Origin of the sequence: Tsukamurella pulmonis (assembly GCF_900103175.1) — a bacterium.
Classification (GTDB): Bacteria; Actinomycetota; Actinomycetes; order Mycobacteriales; family Mycobacteriaceae; genus Tsukamurella; species Tsukamurella pulmonis.
On sequence record NZ_FNLF01000002.1, the window covers coordinates 1,329,346 to 1,347,677 of the forward strand.

Annotated in this window: 28 protein-coding genes; 19 read left to right on the forward strand and 9 right to left on the reverse strand. The window is 71.2% G+C overall.

The genetic code is table 11. The features are described from left to right. The first annotated feature begins 61 nt into the window (after nucleotides 1-61). Together BLQ62_RS06740 and BLQ62_RS06745 are read left to right on the forward strand one after the other, a co-directional pair. Nucleotides 62-415 carry a hypothetical protein gene (locus tag BLQ62_RS06740; protein ID WP_068566601.1) on the forward strand — a complete coding sequence of 118 codons (354 nt, stop codon included), beginning with the start codon at nucleotides 62-64 and terminating at the stop codon, nucleotides 413-415. 19 nt (nucleotides 416-434) lie between these two features. Beyond that, the gene (locus BLQ62_RS06745) at nucleotides 435-845 is read left to right on the forward strand and encodes a hypothetical protein (RefSeq protein ID WP_197467301.1); all 411 of its coding nucleotides are present in this window, start codon (nucleotides 435-437) and stop codon (nucleotides 843-845) included. 115 nt (nucleotides 846-960) lie between these two features. On the opposite strand, the gene BLQ62_RS06750 is transcribed toward BLQ62_RS06745, so the two are convergent. Both BLQ62_RS06750 and BLQ62_RS06755 read right to left on the reverse strand, forming a co-directional pair. Further along, entirely contained in the window at nucleotides 961-1,569 is a 609-nt protein-coding gene (locus tag BLQ62_RS06750; RefSeq protein ID WP_082756615.1) for a SanA/YdcF family protein, read from the reverse strand. 33 nt (nucleotides 1,570-1,602) lie between these two features. Further along, the gene (locus BLQ62_RS06755) at nucleotides 1,603-2,067 is read right to left on the reverse strand and encodes a nitroreductase/quinone reductase family protein (RefSeq protein ID WP_231857640.1); all 465 of its coding nucleotides are present in this window, start codon (nucleotides 2,065-2,067) and stop codon (nucleotides 1,603-1,605) included. Nucleotides 2,068-2,288: 221 nt separating this feature from the next. Between BLQ62_RS06755 and BLQ62_RS06760 the strand changes: the two genes are divergently transcribed. From BLQ62_RS06760 to BLQ62_RS06775, 4 genes are all read left to right on the forward strand, one after another. Next, on the forward strand, nucleotides 2,289-3,770 hold the full coding sequence (locus BLQ62_RS06760) for an MDR family MFS transporter (RefSeq protein ID WP_082756613.1): 1,482 nt from the start codon (nucleotides 2,289-2,291) through the stop codon (nucleotides 3,768-3,770). 10 nt (nucleotides 3,771-3,780) lie between these two features. Next, nucleotides 3,781-4,122, forward strand: a complete 342-nt coding sequence (locus BLQ62_RS06765; RefSeq protein WP_068532644.1) for a VOC family protein — start codon at nucleotides 3,781-3,783, stop codon at nucleotides 4,120-4,122. 32 nt (nucleotides 4,123-4,154) lie between these two features. After that, a complete protein-coding gene (locus BLQ62_RS06770; protein ID WP_068566600.1) occupies nucleotides 4,155-4,589 on the forward strand; it encodes a YdeI/OmpD-associated family protein in 435 nt (144 codons plus the stop codon). Between the two features lie 61 nt (nucleotides 4,590-4,650). Continuing rightward, on the forward strand, nucleotides 4,651-5,649 hold the full coding sequence (locus BLQ62_RS06775) for an acrylyl-CoA reductase family protein (RefSeq protein ID WP_068566598.1): 999 nt from the start codon (nucleotides 4,651-4,653) through the stop codon (nucleotides 5,647-5,649). A gap of 9 nt (nucleotides 5,650-5,658) precedes the next feature. Here the strand turns inward: BLQ62_RS06775 and BLQ62_RS06780 are convergent, their stop codons facing one another. Then, nucleotides 5,659-6,468 carry a nucleotidyltransferase domain-containing protein gene (locus tag BLQ62_RS06780; protein WP_068566596.1) on the reverse strand — a complete coding sequence of 270 codons (810 nt, stop codon included), beginning with the start codon at nucleotides 6,466-6,468 and terminating at the stop codon, nucleotides 5,659-5,661. Nucleotides 6,469-6,561: 93 nt separating this feature from the next. Between BLQ62_RS06780 and BLQ62_RS06785 the strand changes: the two genes are divergently transcribed. Then, nucleotides 6,562-6,993 carry a VOC family protein gene (locus BLQ62_RS06785; protein ID WP_068532637.1) on the forward strand — a complete coding sequence of 144 codons (432 nt, stop codon included), beginning with the start codon at nucleotides 6,562-6,564 and terminating at the stop codon, nucleotides 6,991-6,993. 6 nt (nucleotides 6,994-6,999) lie between these two features. Here BLQ62_RS06785 and BLQ62_RS06790 read toward each other — a convergent pair whose 3' ends face one another. Further along, nucleotides 7,000-7,347 (reverse strand): DUF3060 domain-containing protein, encoded by a 348-nt coding sequence (locus BLQ62_RS06790; protein WP_068566594.1) that lies wholly within the window; start codon nucleotides 7,345-7,347, stop codon nucleotides 7,000-7,002. Between the two features lie 138 nt (nucleotides 7,348-7,485). Here BLQ62_RS06790 and BLQ62_RS06795 point away from each other — a divergent pair, with 138 nt between their 5' ends. Further along, entirely contained in the window at nucleotides 7,486-7,833 is a 348-nt protein-coding gene (locus tag BLQ62_RS06795; RefSeq protein WP_068532633.1) for a hypothetical protein, read from the forward strand. A gap of 4 nt (nucleotides 7,834-7,837) precedes the next feature. On the opposite strand, the gene BLQ62_RS06800 is transcribed toward BLQ62_RS06795, so the two are convergent. Both BLQ62_RS06800 and BLQ62_RS06805 read right to left on the reverse strand, forming a co-directional pair. Beyond that, nucleotides 7,838-8,281, reverse strand: a complete 444-nt coding sequence (locus BLQ62_RS06800) for a YbaN family protein (RefSeq protein ID WP_068566592.1) — start codon at nucleotides 8,279-8,281, stop codon at nucleotides 7,838-7,840. A gap of 28 nt (nucleotides 8,282-8,309) precedes the next feature. Then, entirely contained in the window at nucleotides 8,310-8,942 is a 633-nt protein-coding gene (locus BLQ62_RS06805; protein ID WP_068532631.1) for a DUF2461 domain-containing protein, read from the reverse strand. A 23-nt stretch (nucleotides 8,943-8,965) separates the two neighbouring features. On the opposite strand from BLQ62_RS06805, the gene BLQ62_RS06810 reads away from it, so the two are divergent. After that, nucleotides 8,966-9,424 (forward strand): peroxiredoxin, encoded by a 459-nt coding sequence (locus BLQ62_RS06810; RefSeq protein ID WP_068532628.1) that lies wholly within the window; start codon nucleotides 8,966-8,968, stop codon nucleotides 9,422-9,424. Between the two features lie 142 nt (nucleotides 9,425-9,566). Beyond that, nucleotides 9,567-10,001 (forward strand): acetyltransferase, encoded by a 435-nt coding sequence (locus tag BLQ62_RS06815; protein ID WP_082756690.1) that lies wholly within the window; start codon nucleotides 9,567-9,569, stop codon nucleotides 9,999-10,001. A 24-nt stretch (nucleotides 10,002-10,025) separates the two neighbouring features. Here the strand turns inward: BLQ62_RS06815 and BLQ62_RS06820 are convergent, their stop codons facing one another. Further along, complete coding sequence (locus BLQ62_RS06820; protein WP_068532625.1) at nucleotides 10,026-10,469, reverse strand: MarR family winged helix-turn-helix transcriptional regulator; 444 nt, start codon at nucleotides 10,467-10,469, stop codon at nucleotides 10,026-10,028. Nucleotides 10,470-10,564: 95 nt separating this feature from the next. On the opposite strand from BLQ62_RS06820, the gene BLQ62_RS06825 reads away from it, so the two are divergent. The 5 genes from BLQ62_RS06825 to BLQ62_RS06845 all read left to right on the forward strand — a co-directional run bounded on the left by BLQ62_RS06825 (nucleotide 10,565) and on the right by BLQ62_RS06845 (nucleotide 14,187). Continuing rightward, nucleotides 10,565-11,257: a type 1 glutamine amidotransferase domain-containing protein gene (locus tag BLQ62_RS06825; protein ID WP_068566588.1), complete on the forward strand. Its 693-nt coding sequence runs from the start codon at nucleotides 10,565-10,567 to the stop codon at nucleotides 11,255-11,257. A gap of 92 nt (nucleotides 11,258-11,349) precedes the next feature. Then, nucleotides 11,350-11,736, forward strand: coding sequence for a YciI family protein (locus tag BLQ62_RS06830; RefSeq protein ID WP_068566586.1), 387 nt, complete (start codon nucleotides 11,350-11,352; stop codon nucleotides 11,734-11,736). Next, a complete protein-coding gene (locus BLQ62_RS06835; RefSeq protein WP_068566584.1) occupies nucleotides 11,736-12,920 on the forward strand; it encodes an RNA polymerase sigma factor in 1,185 nt (394 codons plus the stop codon). The genes BLQ62_RS06830 and BLQ62_RS06835 overlap by 1 nt, the downstream gene beginning before the upstream one ends. A gap of 36 nt (nucleotides 12,921-12,956) precedes the next feature. Further along, complete coding sequence (locus BLQ62_RS06840; RefSeq protein WP_068566582.1) at nucleotides 12,957-13,520, forward strand: DUF1707 SHOCT-like domain-containing protein; 564 nt, start codon at nucleotides 12,957-12,959, stop codon at nucleotides 13,518-13,520. A 43-nt stretch (nucleotides 13,521-13,563) separates the two neighbouring features. Further along, on the forward strand, nucleotides 13,564-14,187 hold the full coding sequence (locus tag BLQ62_RS06845) for a maleylpyruvate isomerase family mycothiol-dependent enzyme (RefSeq protein WP_068566580.1): 624 nt from the start codon (nucleotides 13,564-13,566) through the stop codon (nucleotides 14,185-14,187). A 3-nt stretch (nucleotides 14,188-14,190) separates the two neighbouring features. Here the strand turns inward: BLQ62_RS06845 and BLQ62_RS06850 are convergent, their stop codons facing one another. After that, nucleotides 14,191-14,820, reverse strand: coding sequence for an NAD(P)H-dependent oxidoreductase (locus BLQ62_RS06850; protein ID WP_068566578.1), 630 nt, complete (start codon nucleotides 14,818-14,820; stop codon nucleotides 14,191-14,193). Between the two features lie 9 nt (nucleotides 14,821-14,829). Here BLQ62_RS06850 and BLQ62_RS06855 point away from each other — a divergent pair, with 9 nt between their 5' ends. Then, a complete protein-coding gene (locus tag BLQ62_RS06855) occupies nucleotides 14,830-15,237 on the forward strand; it encodes a MerR family transcriptional regulator (protein ID WP_082756612.1) in 408 nt (135 codons plus the stop codon). Here BLQ62_RS06855 and BLQ62_RS06860 read toward each other — a convergent pair. After that, nucleotides 15,227-15,580 carry a Fe-S protein gene (locus BLQ62_RS06860; RefSeq protein ID WP_068532612.1) on the reverse strand — a complete coding sequence of 118 codons (354 nt, stop codon included), beginning with the start codon at nucleotides 15,578-15,580 and terminating at the stop codon, nucleotides 15,227-15,229. The genes BLQ62_RS06855 and BLQ62_RS06860 overlap by 11 nt on opposite strands. Nucleotides 15,581-15,685: 105 nt before the next feature. Between BLQ62_RS06860 and BLQ62_RS06865 the strand changes: the two genes are divergently transcribed. Genes BLQ62_RS06865 through BLQ62_RS23765 form a run of 3 tightly spaced genes read left to right on the forward strand, consistent with a single transcriptional unit; the run spans nucleotide 15,686 to nucleotide 18,265 of the window. Continuing rightward, nucleotides 15,686-16,879, forward strand: coding sequence for an NAD(P)/FAD-dependent oxidoreductase (locus tag BLQ62_RS06865; RefSeq protein WP_068566574.1), 1,194 nt, complete (start codon nucleotides 15,686-15,688; stop codon nucleotides 16,877-16,879). A 4-nt stretch (nucleotides 16,880-16,883) separates the two neighbouring features. Next, on the forward strand, nucleotides 16,884-17,840 hold the full coding sequence (locus BLQ62_RS23760) for a DUF5995 family protein (RefSeq protein WP_068566572.1): 957 nt from the start codon (nucleotides 16,884-16,886) through the stop codon (nucleotides 17,838-17,840). Between the two features lie 23 nt (nucleotides 17,841-17,863). Next, the gene (locus BLQ62_RS23765) at nucleotides 17,864-18,265 is read left to right on the forward strand and encodes a PaaI family thioesterase (RefSeq protein ID WP_068532606.1); all 402 of its coding nucleotides are present in this window, start codon (nucleotides 17,864-17,866) and stop codon (nucleotides 18,263-18,265) included. Nucleotides 18,266-18,332 lie beyond the last annotated feature (67 nt).

An 18,332-nucleotide genomic window follows, 5' to 3' on the forward strand; every position in this document is an offset into this window, starting at 1 on the left:
CGCCTTCGCGCGCCGAATTCCACGCGCCGATGCACGGCATCGGCTGACGAGAGGACACGACATGTCGTCGAAGGACGAGAAGAACCTGGCGCAGGTCATCGACAAGATCGCGGCGATGGACGAGCCCCGCCGCACGCTCATGCAGCGGGTGCACGAGGTCATCATGAGGACGGAGCCGACTCTCAAGCCGCGGATCTGGTACGGAATGCCCGCGTACGCGAGGTCGGCGGGCGCGTCGGCGCTGATCACGCTGCGTAACGACGACCGGTTGAACCTGGCGATCACCGAGAAGGCGGACTTCCGGCCCGCAGGCGGCGAGGACGGTGCGCTGATGCCCGCGGCGTGGTTCTTCGAGACCCTCGACGCAGCGACCGAGAAACGCATCGCCGCGATCGCCCGCTCCGTGGTCGGCTGACTCGCGAAAGGAACCCGCTGTGACGTCCGCCGTTCCCGACTCGCTGCTCTCGCGCCTCGTGGGCGTGCGGATGTACGCGGTGACGTTCGTGGTCAACGACTACATCCAGCTGCAGTTCGACGGGGAGCCGAGCGGAGCGGCAGTGCTGTTCAACGTGGACGTGTGGCCCACGATCGAGTACGGCGGACGTACGTGGCGGGAGCCCGACCCGGGGTACGCAGATGCGATGCGCAGGCTCACTCCCGGCGTCGTGCGCTCAGCCGTCGAGCGAGTGGGCGCCGGGATCCGCATCGAATTGGAAACCGGTGCCCTGCATATCGATCCGGCGAAGGATCAGGTGGGCGTCGAGATCGGATTCCTCAGTGGGTTCCCGGACGGCGCATGGGAGGTCTGGCGGCCGGGCGAAGGCTGCTTCGCCCATCTCGTGTGACTCGCCGGAGGTGCCTCGCACCCCGTTCGGCTCCGGGCGGCCCCCGCCTGGAAGGCCCAGGCCGGGATCGGCTTCTCGGTCTCCGACCAGTTCCAGTTCGCCTCGCCCGATCTCCTCATCGGTCGCGCGTGCCCGGGCCGGGGTCGCGGAGCGCGTCGAGCGCGGCCTTCGGGCGCGACAGTCCGATCTCACGGACCCAGTTGCGGACAGTGAGATAGACGCCGGCATCCGAGCCGGCTTCGACGCCGACCGCGTCGATGCCCTCGGAACGACACAACGCGACCGCGCGGCGCAGGTGGAAGTCCTGCGTCACGAGGATCGCTTCGTCGATGCCGAACACCGTCGTGGCGCGGGCGCAGGTGTTGTAGGTCGTGACGCCGAAGCGGTCGTCGGTGATCGTCGCCGGATCCACGCCCCGCTCGATCAGATACGCGCGCATCGCCGCGACCTCGTCGCCCTTGGTGGACGCGGCGTGCCCGGAGACCAGGACGCGCTCGGCGCGCTTCTCCCGCAGCACGGTGAGCGCGGTGTCGAGCCGCTCGCGCAGATATACCGACGGCTCACCGTCGTGCACCCGATCCCCGAGCACGATCACCCACTGCCGAGCGGCGTCGGGTGCGATGCGGGAGCGACTCTCCCACTGCACCCACGCGCTCGACGCCGCCACGATGATCACGACGACGACAACGGCGATGCCGAAGAGTCGGCGCAGAACAGTGAACACCGGACCGAGCCTACTGACTCGTGGGCGGGATGATCAGCGCGGCGTGAGGATGAAGACCTTCGCGCCGCCGTCGAAAGCCCGGCGCAAGTCGTCGGGATCGGGGGTGCCGTCGGCGGTCACGCCGATTTCGTTGAACGAGGCGAAGTTCTTGTTGTCGGCTGCGATCACGCCGTACAGCTCGACCACACCGGCCTCGTCGGAAACGACCTGGACGTCGGCGGTGCGGCGGCGCCCTGCGAGCTGAACCTCGATCGGTTCGCCGGTGCGAAGGTTCTTGCCCCACGCGAAGGGGGAACCGACGAGAAGGTGCCCGTCGTGCTTCGTGTAGGCGACGGGCACCTCGAAGACCCTTCCCGATTTCCGCCCCACCACGTACAGCGTGAGCAGGCGCTCGCCGAGGAACCTCGACGCCACCGGCGCCCGCAGTAGCACGCGTATCACCGCATTCATCATCCCCTGCAGGGGCATGGTGCTGGCTGTTCCCGCACGGCGGCTCATCCCTCGACCGTAGACCCGCGAGCCGCACACCACCAGAGCGCTGACGTCCGTGAGAACCGCAGAATCCGGGCACCCGAGGCCGTATTCGGCTTCGAGTGCTCGCAGGATGCGAAATCCATGGAATCGATCGGCGAGCGATGTCGAAAAAAGTGTCAGGGGTTCGTCGTACAGATGACGGCGACGAACGCCGGTCGTCCGAAAACGACTATGAGGAAGCGACCATGGCCCCGCACACTGAACAGATGGACCACTCGACCACCGACCTGACGAAGCCCGCCGCCGAGCGGACCGCCACGGCCGGGCGCACGCCGTTGGTGATCAAACTACTGGTCGCGGCGACGTTCGTCGTGATCCTCAACGAGACGATCATGATCAACGCGATCCCGCGCCTCATGACCGACTTCCACGTCGACGCCCGCGCGGCGCAGTGGCTCTCCACCGTCTTCATGCTCACCATGGCCGCGGTGATCCCGGTGACGGGCTGGTTCCTGCAGCGCGTGAGCACCCGCACCGCGTACGCGGTGGCGATGGCGACGTTCAGCGTCGGCACCGCCCTTGCCGCAGCCGCTCCGACGTTCGAGGTGCTGCTGGCGGCCCGGGTGGTCCAGGCCGGCGGTACCGCGGTGATGATGCCGCTGCTGATGACCACGCTGATGACCGTCGTCCCGGAGAGCGACCGCGGCCGCGTGATGGGGCAGGTCACCCTCGCCATGTCGTGCGCACCCGCCCTCGGGCCGGCGGTGTCGGGCGTGATCCTGCACCTCGGCTCGTGGCGGCTGATCTTCGTCTTCGTCCTCCCGATCGCGGTGCTGGTGGGCATCGCCGGTCTGCGGCAGTTGGAGAACGTCGGCGAGACCGAGAACACGCCCGTCAGCTGGGTCAGCGTCGCGCTCGCCGCGGGCGGCTTCGGCAGCCTCGTCTACGGCTTGAGCGAGATCGGTACCGGCGAGTGGACCGGACCCGTCCTCACCGTGCTCGCCGGCGTGCTGCTCATCGCCGCCTTCGCGGCCTACCAGGTGCGCCTGCAGGGGCGGGAGATGCCGCTGCTCGACCTGCGCGCGCTCCGCCACCGCACCTTCACGGTCTCACTGCTGCTGATGACCGCGGGCTTCATGGCCTTCCTCGGCTCGATGATCCTGCTTCCCCTCTACCTGCAGGAACTGCGCGGACTCTCCGAGCTGCAAACCGGTCTGCTCGTGATGCCGGGCGGCCTCGCGATGGGCCTGCTCGGCCCGCAGGTCGGCAAGCTCTACGACCGAGTGGGCGCCCGTCCCGTGGTGATCCCCGGCGCGATCGGCATGGTGCTCGCGCTGGCCGCGCTCGGCCGCATCGGAGCCACCACGCCCTACGCCGTCGTCGTCGCGCTGCACATCGCGCTGATGGTCTCCCTCGCCGCGGTGTTCACCCCGGTCTTCACGGTCGGCCTCGGTGACCTGCCGGAGCACCTGTACTCGCACGGTTCCTCGCTGCTCGGCACGCTGCAGCAGGTCGCGGGCGCGATCGGGACCGCCGCACTCATCGTGGTCATGTCCAACCGCACCACGCAGCTGACGGAGGCGGGCGCGCCGCAGCCGGAGGCGTACGTCGGTGGCCTCGAATGGGCCTTCACCGCGGCCGCGCTGATGGGCGCCGTGGTCGTCATCGCGTCCTTGTTCCTGCCCGCCAAGGCCGACGGTGCCGCCCCGTCGACTCCCGTGCACTGAGGACGGGGACATGGACCTGTTCGCACGCCTCGCCGTGACCGACCTGCCGCGGGCGATCGCCTGGGGCGACATACTCTTCGGCGATGTGAAGGCGTTCGCGCCCAACGACGTCGAGCACGTATGGACGCTGGGGGAGCACGTGCACGTCTACGCCGAGCTGCTGCCGCAGCACGCCGGTCACTCCTCGGTGACGCTGTTCCTCGACGACTACTCGGCCTTCCTCACTGCTGCGGGGGAGCGCGGGCTGCGACCCGATTCCGAGGAGGTCTACGACAACGGCGTCCGCAAGGCGATCTTCCGCGATCCCGACGGCAACGAGGTCGGCATCGGCGGCGCACCCTCGTCGGCCTGACGACGCGGGCCGGATCGGGGACGATGAGAGGCATGGCACTGCACGTACGAACCACGTTGGAGCCGGTGGGTCCGGCCACGGCCATCGAGTTGACCGATGCCCAGGTCGAGGAGCTCGGCGGTGGGAAGCGCGCAGCCGTGCGCGTCACCATCGGCGATCGCACTGCGCGACTTCGGCTGGCGGGCATGGGCGGGGGCAACCTGATCGGCCTGTCCAAGGCCGCTCGCAAGGACCTCGGAGTCGAGATCGGCGACACCGTCGAGGCGCTCGTCGAGCTCGATGAGGCCGAGCGCACCGTCGAGCTGCCCGGCGCTCTCGCCGCTGCGCTGGAGACGGCGGGCCTGCGCTCCGCGTTCGACGCGCTCAGCTACACGCGTCGCAAGGAGGCGGCGCGCGGCGTCGCGGAGGCCAAACGCGAGGAGACGCGCGAGCGGCGGATCGACGCGGTGATCGACGGGCTCCGGTAGGGCGCCCAGGCCCCGCCGACGTAGCATCGCCGCACACGCACCCGATCGTCAGGAGAATACGATGACCCAGTACCGGGCACTGATCGCCGAACTCGCCGACGAGGCCGTGACCTCGCGCGTCGAGACCCGCGATCCCGTCGCGCTGGAGCCCGGGCACCTGCGCGTGGCCGTCGAATTCTCCGGTGTGAATTTCAAGGACGCGCTGGCCCTCACCCCCGGCGGCGGCGTGGTGCGCCAGTACCCGATCGTCCCCGGCATCGACATCGCCGGCACCGTCGTCGAAACGACCTCGGACGAGTTCGCCGTGGGCGACCGGGTCGTCGCGCACGGCTACGAGATCGGCACCGCCCGCGACGGCGGCTACGCCGAACAGGCCGTCGTCCCGGCCGACTGGGCCGTCCGGCTGAGCACGCTGAGCACCCGCGAGGCCGCCGCGATCGGTACCGCCGGCTTCACCGCGGCGATGAGCGTCGCCGCCGTCGTCGACGCGGGTATCGTCCCCTCCGACGGGCCCGTCGTGGTCACGGGCGCGACCGGCGGAGTCGGCTCCACCAGCATCGATCTCCTCTCCGGCCTGGGCTACGACGTGGTCGCCTCGTCGGGCAAGCCCGCCGCCGCCGACCGTCTTCGCGAGCTCGGCGCCGCCGAGGTGATCGGGCGGCTCCCGCTCGACCCCGACGCCAAGCCCCGTCCCCTCGGGAAGAGCCGGTGGGCCGCCGCGGTCGACTGCGTGGGCGGCAAGGCCCTCGCCGACGTGATCAGCACCCTGCAGTACGGCGGCACCGTCGCCGCGAGCGGCCTGACCGGGGGTGCCGGACTGCAGACCACGGTCCTGCCGTTCATCCTGCGCGGCGTGACCCTCGCGGGCATCGACTCGGTGCTCATGCCGATCGCGCAGCGGCGCGCCCTGTGGCAGCGCATCGAATCCGGCTTGCGCCCCCAGCGCCTCGACCTGGTCGCCAACGACATCGGGATCGACGGCATCGGTGCCGTCGTCGACGCACTGCGTGCAGGTGAGTACACCGGCCGCGCCGTCGTGGACCTGCATCGCGGCTGGTGACCGCCGCGCTCACGCCGCGTCGATGATCTCCCGCATCGCCGCGACGGTGAGCGCTCGCCACTGATCCGGCGGCGGGGCCGTGGGCGTCGCCGCCCCGGCGACGTGCGCGAGCGCGACCCCGAGGATCGGCGCGTGCTCGGGGAAGCTCTGCCGGGCCCGGCGCGCACCGTCGGCCTTACTGACGACGGTGCCGGTCGTGGTCGTGACGTGCATCCGCGCCGGGCCGGTCAGGCACCAGGCCACTCGGCTTTGCGTCAGTGGCCGCCGACCGCGCGCCGTCCGGTCCGCCAGCGGTAGCCAGTAGTCGCGCAGATTCCCGCGGGTCCAGTCGACCAACCGTGCGGGCTCGGGATCGAGGTTCCACTGTTCGAGCGCCGGGCCGCGCACCGTGACGCCACCGGCGGCGAGCTCGGACCACACCGCGGGGTTGACGTCGAAAGCGCCACGGGCGTCGAAGATCTCGCCGACGTGCGAGGCGATCGGCTGGATCGTCGTCACCGGATCGGGCACCTCCGAGGTCCAGACGAAGGACGTGTTGATGGTGGCGCTGAACCCGAGGCCGCGCGCGACCCGGCCGGCCACGCGCGGGACCTGCGACAGGTGCAGCAGCCGCAGCCGGCGGATCAGGTCGGAACGGCCGCGCCACGCGTCGTCGACCGCGGCGATCAGGTCGATGTCGCTCGCACCCGGGCGGTACGCGCCGAGCGCGACGGAGCCGCCGAGCGCGGCGGCGGTCACCGCGCCGGGGACGAGGCGGTCGGCGGTGGCGAGGTACCGGCGCACGGCGTCGTCGATCTCGGGATGCACGTTCAGGACCACACTGCACGGTACGTCGCGGACCGCTGGGGCGACGGGGCGCGAAGGCAGGAATCAGGTCGTGAACCGACCGCAGTGCCGACTACGGTTGCCCCCATGACCGTCAGGCAGATCCAGATCACCTTCGATTGTGCGGACCCGAAGCGCGTCGCGCTGTTCTGGTGCGAGGCGCTCGGCTACGTCGTGCCGCCGCCCCCGCCGGGATTCGCCGATTGGGACGCCTTCGAGGCGTCGCTGCCGCCCGAGGCGCACGGATCGGCGTTCGCGTGCGTCGACCCGAACGGCGTCGGCCCGCGACTGTTCTTCCAACGCGTCCCGGAGGGCAAGACCGTCAAGAACCGTGTGCACCTGGATGTGCGCGCCGGCACCGGCATGGTGGGCGCCGAGCGCCTGGCGGCGCTGGAGGCCGAGGGCGCCCGACTGGAGAAGCTCGGCGCGACCCGCCTCTACCTGCAGGAGGCGGACGGTGTGAACGAGTCCTGCCTCACCATGGCCGACGTCGAGGGAAACGAGTTCTGCCTCGACTGATCTCCGTCAGCACTTGACGGTGTTTCCGAAGCCCCTGTCGCTGACCGTGGTGCCGGTGGTCCACTCGCACTTGACCACGTTGTCGCGGCCGGTCACCACGAGGGTCTTCAGGGGGCTGGTCACGGTGATCACGTTGTCGTTGCCGGTGACCATGAGCAGGTCGCAGTGGGCGACGATCGACAGGGTGTTGCGGTCGCCCTTGACGTTCACACCGTCAGACATGCAGTGGACGGTCTGCGTCATGCCGCTGCCGAAGACGTCCCCCGGCGCGGCGGAGGCGGCGCCGACGGGCGCGAGCACGGCGGCGAGGCCGACGGTGGCGGCGGTGGCGAGGATGCGGCGCGACGAGGACATGTCTGCTCCTGGATCAAAGGTGTGGTGACCGAAATGTACCCGATGTCCGGGATGATCTCGCCGTCGGGACAGTGGCCGAACACGCGCGCGACGTGGACACTGGAACCAGGTGGGTCCCTACGGCTCGAGGAGTCAGTGATGGCAGGTAATGAGAACCCGTTCGGTTTCGGCCCGGGGGAGTTCGACGACCTGGCCCGCGAAGCGCGGGACATGATCGGCCGGTTGGTCGGTGGTACTGCGGGGCGCGACGCCTTCTCGGGGCTGTTCGACGATGCCCGGCGGCCCAAGCGCCAGCCGGAGACGGCGGGGGAGAGCGGCGACGGCGTGTGGGCCGTGATCGCCACCGCCGAGGACGGCAGCGCCCGGGTCGAGCAGGTCTACGCCACCGAGATAGACGCGCTGCGCGCCAACCAGCACAACACCGACGTGACCCGGAAGGTCCGCTTCCTGCCCTACGGCATCGCGGTCAGTGCCTTGGACGACTGAGCGGTCAGTCCTCGCGCCCGGCCGACGGCTGCGGCGAGGCGACGGCACCGTCGCCCGGTGCCGCGTCGGGGTCGTCCGACGGCTCGGGCCGTGACCACAGCCAGATCGCGACGATCGCCATGATCGTTGTTCCGATCGCGGCGATCCACCACTTCGGTGTCGCCAGGAGGAGGATCACGGCGCACACGGCCATACTGCCGATGGCCATGTACTTGGCCTTGCGGCTGACCGCGCCCGTGCGCTGCCAGTCGAGGATCATGGGCCCGAAGATCCGGTGCTCGAGCAGCTTGCGGTGCAGGGTGTCAGATCCGCGCGCCGCGCAGTACGCCGCGATCAGGATGAACACGGTTGTGGGCATCAGAGGGACGATGACGCCGATGATGCCGAGGCCGAGAGCGATGTAGGCGAAGAGCCACCACATCCACTTCAGTCGGGGTCGTTCGGCCATACCACCAGTGTAGAGATCGCGCGCGGGTTCAGGCGTCGCCGTGTTCGACCAGCCAGTCGAGCAGAGCCGACGTCTGCCGCCAGTGCTTGCGGATCTCCGCCACCAGCTTCGGCGAGTGGATGATCTCGCCGAATCCGTAGTCGCGCATCGCGGTGAGCGACTTGTGCCGCAGCAACTCGATCCTGGGGTGATCGGCGTCCCAGCCGCGCGGCGAGGTCTTGAGCGTCTCGCCGCCGATCTCCCACCCCGTGCGGCGGAGCTTCGCGATGATCTGCTCGAGCGCCGGCCCGTAGAGATCGTTGTCGATCGCGTTCCGGAAGGCGGCGAGCCGCGTCGGGGTCGCGTCGTAGAACCCGGCCCCGACTCGTACGCCGGGCGCCCCGATCTGCACGTAGTACCCCGTCGCCGGGCCGACGCCCACGAACGCGCCCTGGTGGGTCTTGAACGGCGTCTTGTCCTTGGAGAACCGCACGTCCCGATAGGGGCGGAAGATCTTGGGAGTACCGAACTCGTCGGCCAGCTCGTCCATCAAAGCGGCCATCGGGGCGGCGACGGCGGTCTTGTAGACCTCCTTGTGCGCCTCCCAGAACACCTTCGAGTTGTCGGCCTCGAGGTCGTCGTAGAAGTCCAGCGCCGCCTCGGGGAATCCGGTGAAGCTCATGCCGCCAGGCTAGCCTTGTCGGCATGAAACCCGGCGACAAGGCACCCGACTTCGAACTGCCCGATCAGGACGGCACGCCGCGGAAGCTGAGCGACCTGCTCGCCGCCGGCCCCGTCGCGCTGTTCTTCTACCCGGCGGCGTTCACGCCGGGCTGCACCAAGGAGGCGTGCCACTTCCGCGACCTCGCCGCCGAGTTCGCGGAGGCGGGCGTGCAGCGCGTCGGGATCAGCCGCGACGCCGTCGCCAAGCAGCAGGACTGGACCGCCAAGCACGGCCTCGACTACCCGCTGCTCGCCGACGTCGACGGCACCGTCGCGGCGGCCTACGGGGTGGGCCGCGGCGGCCTGCTCAAGCTCGCCGGCATGCCCACCAAGCGCACCACCTTCGCGATCCGCGCCGACGGCACCGTCGCCGATGTCATCGCCTCCGAGGTGAACATGCAGGTCCACGCCGACCGGGCCCTCGCCGCGCTGCGCGGATGACGGAGCCGCCGCCGCGCCGAGTGAAGCAGTGCATCTACGCCGTCGCGCCGGACCTCGGCTTGCCCTTGATCCCGCCGCGGCACCGGCCCAAGGGGTATCCGTGGGGCGAAAACGGCTCGACACGGCCGGAAGAATGACGGGCATGATCACTCTCCGCGCAGGCACCGCCGACGACCATCAGACTCTCGTGCGGGTCTGGCGCAGCTCGGTCGACGCCACCCACGACTTCCTCGCCGACGACGACCGCGACGCCATCGAGGCGCGCCTGGCGAGCGACTACTTCCCGCAGGTCCGGCTCACCGTCGCCGAGTTCGACGGTGCCGTGGCCGGCTTCGCCGGCACGGCCGGCGAGGACCTGGCGATGCTCTTCGTGCACGCCGACAGCCGCGGCCGGGGCGTCGGGCGCGCGCTCCTCGATCACGCGGTCCGGGAACTCGGGGTGCGCACCGTCGACGTCAACGAACAGAACGAGCAGGCCGTCGGCTTCTACGCGCACAGCGGGTTCGCCGTGACGGCGCGCAGCGAGACCGACGGCGAGGGCCGCCCGTACCCGCTGCTGCACCTGGCGCGCGCCTGACCCGACACGGTCGGAGCGAGCGACCTAGTCCGCGCAGCCGTCGCGCGACGTCCGCGCGACGATGGCGACCGCCCGCCGCAGCGTCTCCGCATCGCCGGGGGACAGGGGTGCGAGCAGCTGCGCCTCGGCCGTGCTCAGCGCCGCGCCCACTTCACGGAGCGTCGCGAGCCCGGCGTCGGTCGGCACCACGCGGCGCGCGCGTCGGTCCGTCGGCGACGGCTCGCGGCGCACCAGCCCGGCGCCCACGAGGTCATCCACCACGTACGGCATCACGGACTTGTCGATGAGCAGGTACTCGGCGAGAGCGAGTTGCGTGGGCAGGTCGTAGGTCGCGGCGGCGTACAGGGTCTGGTAGCCGCGCACGCCGCGGGGGATCCGGTCCAGGATCGGCGCGACCGCCTCCGCGTACGCCTTGTTCAGCACCCCCACGGACCAGCCGAAATCGCAGGTCTCCTCATGTTCCGCCACCGCCGCAGCCTAACAGGTCACACATATCAGTTGCGAGACATATCAATTGTGATACGGTTCAGTTGCTCGGCAAATCAAATCCTGAGGAGGATCCCATGAGCCGCATCCTGGTCGTCACCACCAGCGTCCCCTCGTACGCGGTCAGCGGCCGTCGCACCGGCCTCTGGCTGGGCGAACTGACCCACTTCGTGGACGCCGTCGAGGCCGCGGGGCACGCCACCACCATCGCCAGCATCGACGGCGGCTTCGTCCCGCTCGATCCCGAGTCGCTGAGCCACGAGGTGCTCGCGCAGGGCGGCACCCGCGCCCGCTACGACGATCCCGTCTTCATGGACCGCCTGCGGAACACCCCGTCGCTGCGCGACGTCGACGCCGCCGAGTTCGACGCGATCTACCTCACCGGCGGTCACGGCGTGATGTTCGACTTCCCGGCCGACGAGCGCCTCGCGACGCTGCTGCGCGAGTTCGACGATGCGGGCAAGGTCGTCTCCGCCGTCTGTCACGGCACCGCCGGGCTGCTCGGCGCCACGAAGTCCGACGGTGCACCGCTCATCTCCGGTCGGAACATCGCGGGCTTCTCCTGGAACGAGGAGGTGCTCGCCGGCCTCGACGCGATCGTCCCGTTCAGCCTCGAGGAGCGGATCGCCGAGCGCGGCGCGACCTACGTCCAGGCCGACGAGGCCTGGGCCCCGTTCGCCGTCACCGACGGCACCGTCGTGACCGGGCAGAACCCGGCCAGCGCGCACCCCGTCGCGGAGGGCGTGCTCGCCCTGCTCGCGGGTCGCTAGAAACTTCCTCGGGCGAGCTGTCGATTCCTCCTCGCCTCGATCGTCATCACTGTGCCCCGCCCCTGGGGCACAGTGATACGAGGAGGAACGACATGCATTACGCACTGCTGCTCAACAACGCCGAGCCCGGCGAGGGCGACGTCCCGAGGGAGGCCATGCTGCAGATGCAGCGGGCGATGGCGGACTACACCGCCGCCCTGCAGGCCGCGGGCGTGCTGATCGGGGCGGAGATCCTGGAACCGCAGGCGCAGACGGTCACCGTCACCCGGCGCGACGGCGACCTCGCCATCCAGGACGGGCCGTTCGCCGACACCCGTGAGGCGCTCGCCGGGGTGTTCATCCTGGACGTGCCGGACCGCGACGCCGCGATCGCCTGGGCGCAGAAGCACCCGGCGACCCAGTACGCGGTGATCGAGGTGCGCAAGGTGGCCGCCGCGTGCGACGAGGGCGTCTGGGACACCGCCGCCTGCACGGACTGATGCCCGCCGATGCCGAGGTGCGGGCGGAGACCGCCGCCCGCACCTCGTACGGCCGCTTGCTCGCGCTGCTCGCCGCCCGCACGCACGATCTCGCCTCCGCCGAGGACGCCCTCGCCGACGCCTTCGAGCGGGCCCTGGCGCGGTGGCCGGTCGACGGGGTGCCCGACGACCCGGACGCCTGGCTGCTCACCGTCGCGCGCAACCGCCAACGGGACCGGTGGAGATCCGCCGCCGAGCGCACCTCGGTCCCGTTCGACGAGACCGAGCACGACATCCCCGAGACCGGCGCCGCACCGGATCGCAGACTGGAACTGCTCCTGGTCTGCGCGCATCCCGATCTCGCCGGGGCGGGCGTGCCCCTCATGCTCAACACCGTCCTCGGCTTCACCGCAGCCGAGATCGGAGCGGCCCTCCTGATCCCGACGGCCACCATGGCGGCGCGCCTGACCCGTGCCAAGAAGCGGATCGCACGGGAGCGGATCCCGTTCGCGGTCCCGGACTTCGAAGCGCTCCCCGATCGGCTCGGGCCGGTGCTGGAAGCCGTCTACGGGTCGTACACGATCGAATGGCCCACTCCGCCGCGCGAGCGGCACGCGCTCCTGTTGGGGCTGGCCCGCACCGTCACCGAGGCCGCCCCGACGGTGCCGGAGGCGCACGGTCTCGCCGCCCTGTTGTACCTCTCGAGTGCCCGGTTGCCCGCCCGCGTCGACGAGGACGGGCGCTACGTTCCACTGGCCCAGCAGGATCCGCGCCGCTGGGATCGCGACCTCATCGCGGCAGGACACCGCCACCTGCGTGCGGCCCACGCCCTGCGCGCCGTGGGACGGTTCCAGCTGGAGGCCGCGATCGGCGCCGTGCACTGCGCCCGGCGCCCCGGTGAGGCGCCGGACTGGGCGCACCTGCGCCGCCTGTACGACGCGCTCGTCGCGCTCGCCCCCACGCGGGGCGCGGCCGTCGCACGCGCCGCGGTCATCGCCGAGATCGACGGTGCGCGAGCGGGGTTGGATGCGCTCGATGCCGTCGGAGACGTGGGCCGACTGCAATCGGGCTGGGCGCTGCGCGCGTCCCTGCTGGACCGACTCGGCGACCCCGCCGCCGACGCCGCGTACGCGAAGGCGATCTCGCTCACCACCGATCCGGCGGAGCGCGAGTACCTGGGACGCGCCCGCCGAAGCGGGCGATAGCGGACGGCACCGCGCGCGATCGCTAGGGTCGGGGCCATGGAGGACAGCGATGGAATCCGGGTGGGCGATCCCGAGCGACACCGGGCCGTCGAGCTTCTCGGCGAGGCGATGGCGACCGGCTACCTCACCGTGGAGGAGTTCGACGAGCGCACGCGGGCCGCCTACGCGGCCACGGACCGGGGCGCCCTGCGCGCGCTGGTGCAGGACCTGCCGATCCGGGACCGCCTGTTCCCGGCCGTCGTCGCCGAGCCCGCGGACCGACCCGTCGAGGTGCTGGACCTGGAGTGGAAGACGGTGCACCGCAAGGGCGTCTGGACCGTCCCGGCGCGCCTGCGGATCGAGGGGACCATGGGCACCGCGAAGCTCGACTTCCGCAGCGCCGAATTCCCGTACGGCGGTGTCGAGATCGACGTGCAGGTCTCGTGGAGCGCGCTCAAGCTGCGCCTCGGCCCGACCACGCGTGTCGACGCGACCGGCATGGCCTACTCGGGATGGAGCTCGTGCACGGACAAGGCCGGCCCGGCCGAGGGAGCGGCGGGACCGCTCGTGGTGCTCCGCGGCTCGGCGTCGGCGGGAAGCGGCGTGACACTTCGCCGGTGAGGGGCGGCCGATCGCGCTACGGTGACCGGGACGAAGGAGTCCCATGGCCGATGTCTGGCAGTTGGTCCACGCGGAGCGCCGCGCGCTGATCGCCTTCCTCGAGACGGTGGATGACGCTCGGTGGGACACGCCCTCGCTGTGCCCGGGATGGCGCGTGCGCGATGTGGTCGCGCACCAGATCTCCACCGCCGAGACCACCCGCCTCGGCTTCCTCAAGGGAATGATCCTCGCCCGCTTCGACTTCGACCGGGACAACCGCAACGGCGTCGATCGCGAGGTGGGGCCGGCGGCGCAGATGCTCGACCGGTTCCGGGAGGTCGCCGATCGCACTTCGGGCCCGCCCGCCCCGCTGGACACCCGCCTCGTCGAGGTGGTGGTGCACGGCGAGGACATCCGGCGACCACTGGGCGCCGTCGGCGAGTATCCGGTGGAGGCGGTCGAACGAGCGCTGCGCCTGCAGGCGCGCACCGGGACGGGGATGGGCGGAGCGAAGGAGCACGTCGCCGGACTGCGCGTGCGTGCCACCGATGCCGACGTCGCGTTCGGTGACGGCCCCGAGGTCAGCGGCCCGCTGCTCGCGCTGCTGCTTGCGGTGAGCGGCCGCACCGTCGCCCTGTCCGAACTGGACGGCGAGGGCCTGCCCGTTCTCGTCGAACGCCTCTCCTGACGGTCAGGCGGCGACGCCGTCGATCGCCCGTGCGGCGACCGTCGCGGCGGCGTCCTCCGCTGCGGCCTCGCGGGCGTGATGCCGCTCGGGATCGTCCGATTCACCGTCGACCAGGAGGACGAGGTCGGAGTCCTGCGCGCCCATGTAGCCCGCGAGCCCGTCGACCAGCTGCGCGCGCATCCCGTCGAGGTAGCCGTGCTTGCGGTAGGTCGACGCGCCGACCGCGCCGATCGGGAAGAAGTACAGGCGCTTCGGCGCCGCGAGCGGGGCGCCGGACCCCGTGTCGTCGTACGCCCAGTCGCGCGTGAAGACGCGATCGACCCAGCCCTTGAGCGGGCCGGGCAAGCCCCACCAGTACACCGGGAAGACGACCGCGATCGCGTCGAACTCCTCGAGGCGGCGCTGCTCCGCGCGGACGTCCACGGGGACGTCGGTGCGGTCGCGGTACGCCGCGTGATCCGCGGAACCGAAGGTCGGGTCGAAGCCGGCGGCGAGGAGGTCGTGCCGCTCGACCTCGGCGTACCCGCCGCGGCGCAGCCCGCGGGCGACCGCGGCGGCGGTGCGGGCGGTGGCGGAATCGGTGTCGGGGTGGGCGGTCACCACGACCGCGCGGGGAAGCTGCTGATTCGTCATACTGAGAGCATGAACTCTGACACCAGTGTCATGGTCAAGCCCGGGCTGCGAATGCGGGACCTGTGCGCCCGCACCGGCGCCACGCCGCGCATGATCCGGCACTACGAGAAGACGGGGATCCTGGCCCCGGGCCGCGAGTCCAACGGCTACCGGGTGTTCACGGAGGAGGACGTGCGCACCGTCGACGACGCGCGGTGCCTGATCGAGGCCGGGCTGTCGGCCGCGGAGACGGCGGAGCTGGTGGGCGTCGTGTGCGGCGAGGGCGATGCCCCGCCCGGGGAGCTCGACGCGGCGCTGGTCCGCATCGGCGAGCGTCGCGCCGTGCTCGACGAGCGGATCGCGCAGCTCGTCGCCGCGAAGCGCAAGCTCGACGAGCTCCGCGACTACGTGCACGGCATCCGCGGAGTCACCAGATGACGGCGAGCCCCGCGGCGGTCAGCGACAGCACGCCCGCGGCGTAGAACATCCCGCGCGGGACGGGCTCGCCGGTGCGCTTCTGCCGCGCACTGCCCATGCCGAGCAGGCCGCCGAGGATGAGCAGGATCACCAGCTTGATCCCGATCTTGGGGTAGTTCAGCTCGATGCCGGCGGGCCAGGGCGCGGCCAGTGCGAGTCCGGTCACCAGGGAGACCAGCAGCCCGTAGTCCATCACCCGGTCGAAACGGAAGCGGCCCGACGCCGCGGACGCGACCCAACCACCGAAGGTGATCGCGAAGCCGACGATGTGGATCAGAACTATGACGTTGCGTAGTACTTCCATGGCGCCAGCGTAGCGAATCGGACGAATCGTGCAGGCGGTGTTGCGATCACCGCCTTGTGCGCCGAGGGGTTCCCCTCCCCGGCGGACGGGTCTACGGTCGGAAGCATGGCTGAGATCATCGTCGTCGGCGGAGGACTGGCAGCAGCGAAAGCGGCGGAGGCGCTGCGGGATCTGGGGCACGACGGCCCGATCACCGTGCTGTGCGGTGAGGCCCATCCACCGTACGAGCGCCCACCGCTGTCCAAGGAGTACCTGCAGGGCAAGGCCGAGCGCGACAGCGTGTTCACCTTCGACGCGGCCTGGTACGCCGATCACGACGTGACCGTTCGCACGGGCGTCCGCGTGACCTCGCTCGACCGGGAGGCGCGCACCGTCGGGCTCGACGGCGGGGAATCGCTGCACTACGACGAGCTCCTGCTGGCCACCGGGTCGCGGGCCCGCCCGCTCCCCGGCGCCGACGGGGTGCACTACCTGCGCACGATCGACGACAGTGACGCGCTGCGGGCGGCCTTCGCCAAGGGCGGCCGCCTCGGCATCGTCGGCGGCGGGTGGATCGGTCTCGAGGCCGCCGCCGCGGCGCGCGGAGCCGGACTCGAGGTGACCGTGATCGAGCCCTCGGAGCAGCGGCTGATCGGCGCGCTCGGGCCGGAGCTGGGCAAGGTCTTCGCCGATCTGCACCGTTCGCACGGCGTCGATCTGCGGACCGGCGTGGGCGTCCGGGCCGTCGAGCCCGGCGGACGGGGACTCGTCCTCGAGGACGGCAGCACCGTCGAGACCGACGCCGTGCTCGTCGGGATCGGCGCGATCCCCAACATCGAGTTCGCGCAGGAAGCGGGCCTGGACACCGCCGAGGGCGGCCTGGCGGTCGATGCCGGTCTGCGCACCAGCGACCCGCACGTCTTCGCGGTCGGTGACATCGCCGCCGCGGAGAACCCGACGGTGGGCCGGCGCATCCGGGTCGAGCACTGGGCCAACGCCCTCAACCAGCCCCGCGTCGCCGCGGCGAACATGCTCGGCGGGTCCGAGGTCTACGACCGGCTCCCGTACTTCTTCACCGACCAGTACCAGCTCGGGATGGAGTACCTGGGGCTCTCGACCGGCTACGACCAGGTGGTGATCCGCGGCGACGTCGATGCCCTCGAGTTCGTGGCGTTCTGGCTCCGGGAGGGCCGGGTGCTGGCCGGGATGAACGTCAACATCTGGGACGTCGGCGACGACGTCCGGGACCTGATCACCTCGCGCCGCTCCGTCGACGCCGCCCGCCTCGGCGACACCGGCGTCCCCCTCGCGGAGGTCTAGCCCGATGATGCGCCGGCCGGCGTGGCTCGCCGGCGCGGTGGTCGTCGCCCTGCTCCCCGGCGCGCTCGTCGCGGTGCCCGCGGCGGGCGCACCGTCGGCCTACTGCGGCACCGCCCTGCGGCCCGACGAGAACCGGCGGATCGTCGCGCTGTCCGACCCGCGGACCCTGCCCACCGCCCCGACCTTCGCCGGCCTCGACGACCTGACGGCGCGGCAGCGCGGCATCGCCGACATCCTCGCCGCGCACCGCGACCGGCGCGGTCTGTTCGGTGTGGGGATGGACGGCGTCATCCGCGACGCGGTCACCCCGACGCAGCGCGACGAGGCCGGGCTCGACGACCCGCGCTACACCAAGTCCCTTTCGATCGACCTGGTGAGCCGCTACCTGCGGGCCGTGCACGCGCAGTGGACCGGCGGCGCCGTGCCGCAGTGGTGGGGCAACTACTTCCGGCTGGCGGCGCGCTGCGAGCTGCCGCCCGGGCGGGTGGCGATGGCGGGCTACAACGCGCACATCACCGTCGATCTCGCGTACACCGTCGCGCACACGCGCAGCACCCCGGCGAACGCGCTCGACTTCTACCGCATCGTCGACTCGATCGCGAAGAACGGCAACGTGATCCCCGATCGCAGCAAGCGGATCTACGGCGCCGATCTGTGGGGCCTGTGGACCTTCTACTTCTTCGGGCAGGGGCTCGACCGGATCGTCGGCGCGGGCGTCGCCTCGAACCTGATGCTGCGCGCCGCCGACGACGGCTACAACACCCTCACCTTCGCCAACGGCCTCGCGCTGCAGAACCCGGGTGTGCGGCCCGCGACCGAGGGCGCGATCCTCGCGCTGTGGCAGACGGGCGAGATCGCCTTCGACGTCCTTTCGGGACTCGGCGGCCTCGGTGCGCCGGTCGCACCCGCACCCGCACCGTCGCCTCGCCCCGCCCCCGAGCTCGCGGCCAGCACCCGCTGACGCGGAGGTGCGATAGTGCTGGGGTGACCTTCCAGGAACTCGTCGACTACAACGCCTCCCTGCCCTTCAACCGGTGGGCCGGTATCGAGGTGCTCAGCGCCGACCGCGAGGAGGTCGTGCTCCGCCTCGAGCGCAGGGACGACCTGTGCCAGAACCTCGGTGGCCTCCACGCGGGGGTCATCGCCGGCGTGTTGGAGAACGCCTGCGGCTATGCGCTCGCGATGCATCCCGGCGCGGGCGGCCTCGTCACCGCGATGGACACCCAGTTCCTGCGCGCCGCGCAAGGGGAGGCGTTCCTCGCCGTCGGCCGGGTGGTCAAACCCGGGAGCCGGCAGAGCTTCTCCGAGGCCGACTTCTTCATCGAGGTCGACGGTGCGCGCGGCCCGCGGTTCGCCACGGCCCGCGCGCTGATCGTCCCTTCGTAGTCGGCCTCGGGCTCGGAGCGCCGCTGCTCGCGTCGACGATCGGCAGCGCGCTGCCGGTTCCTGCGAA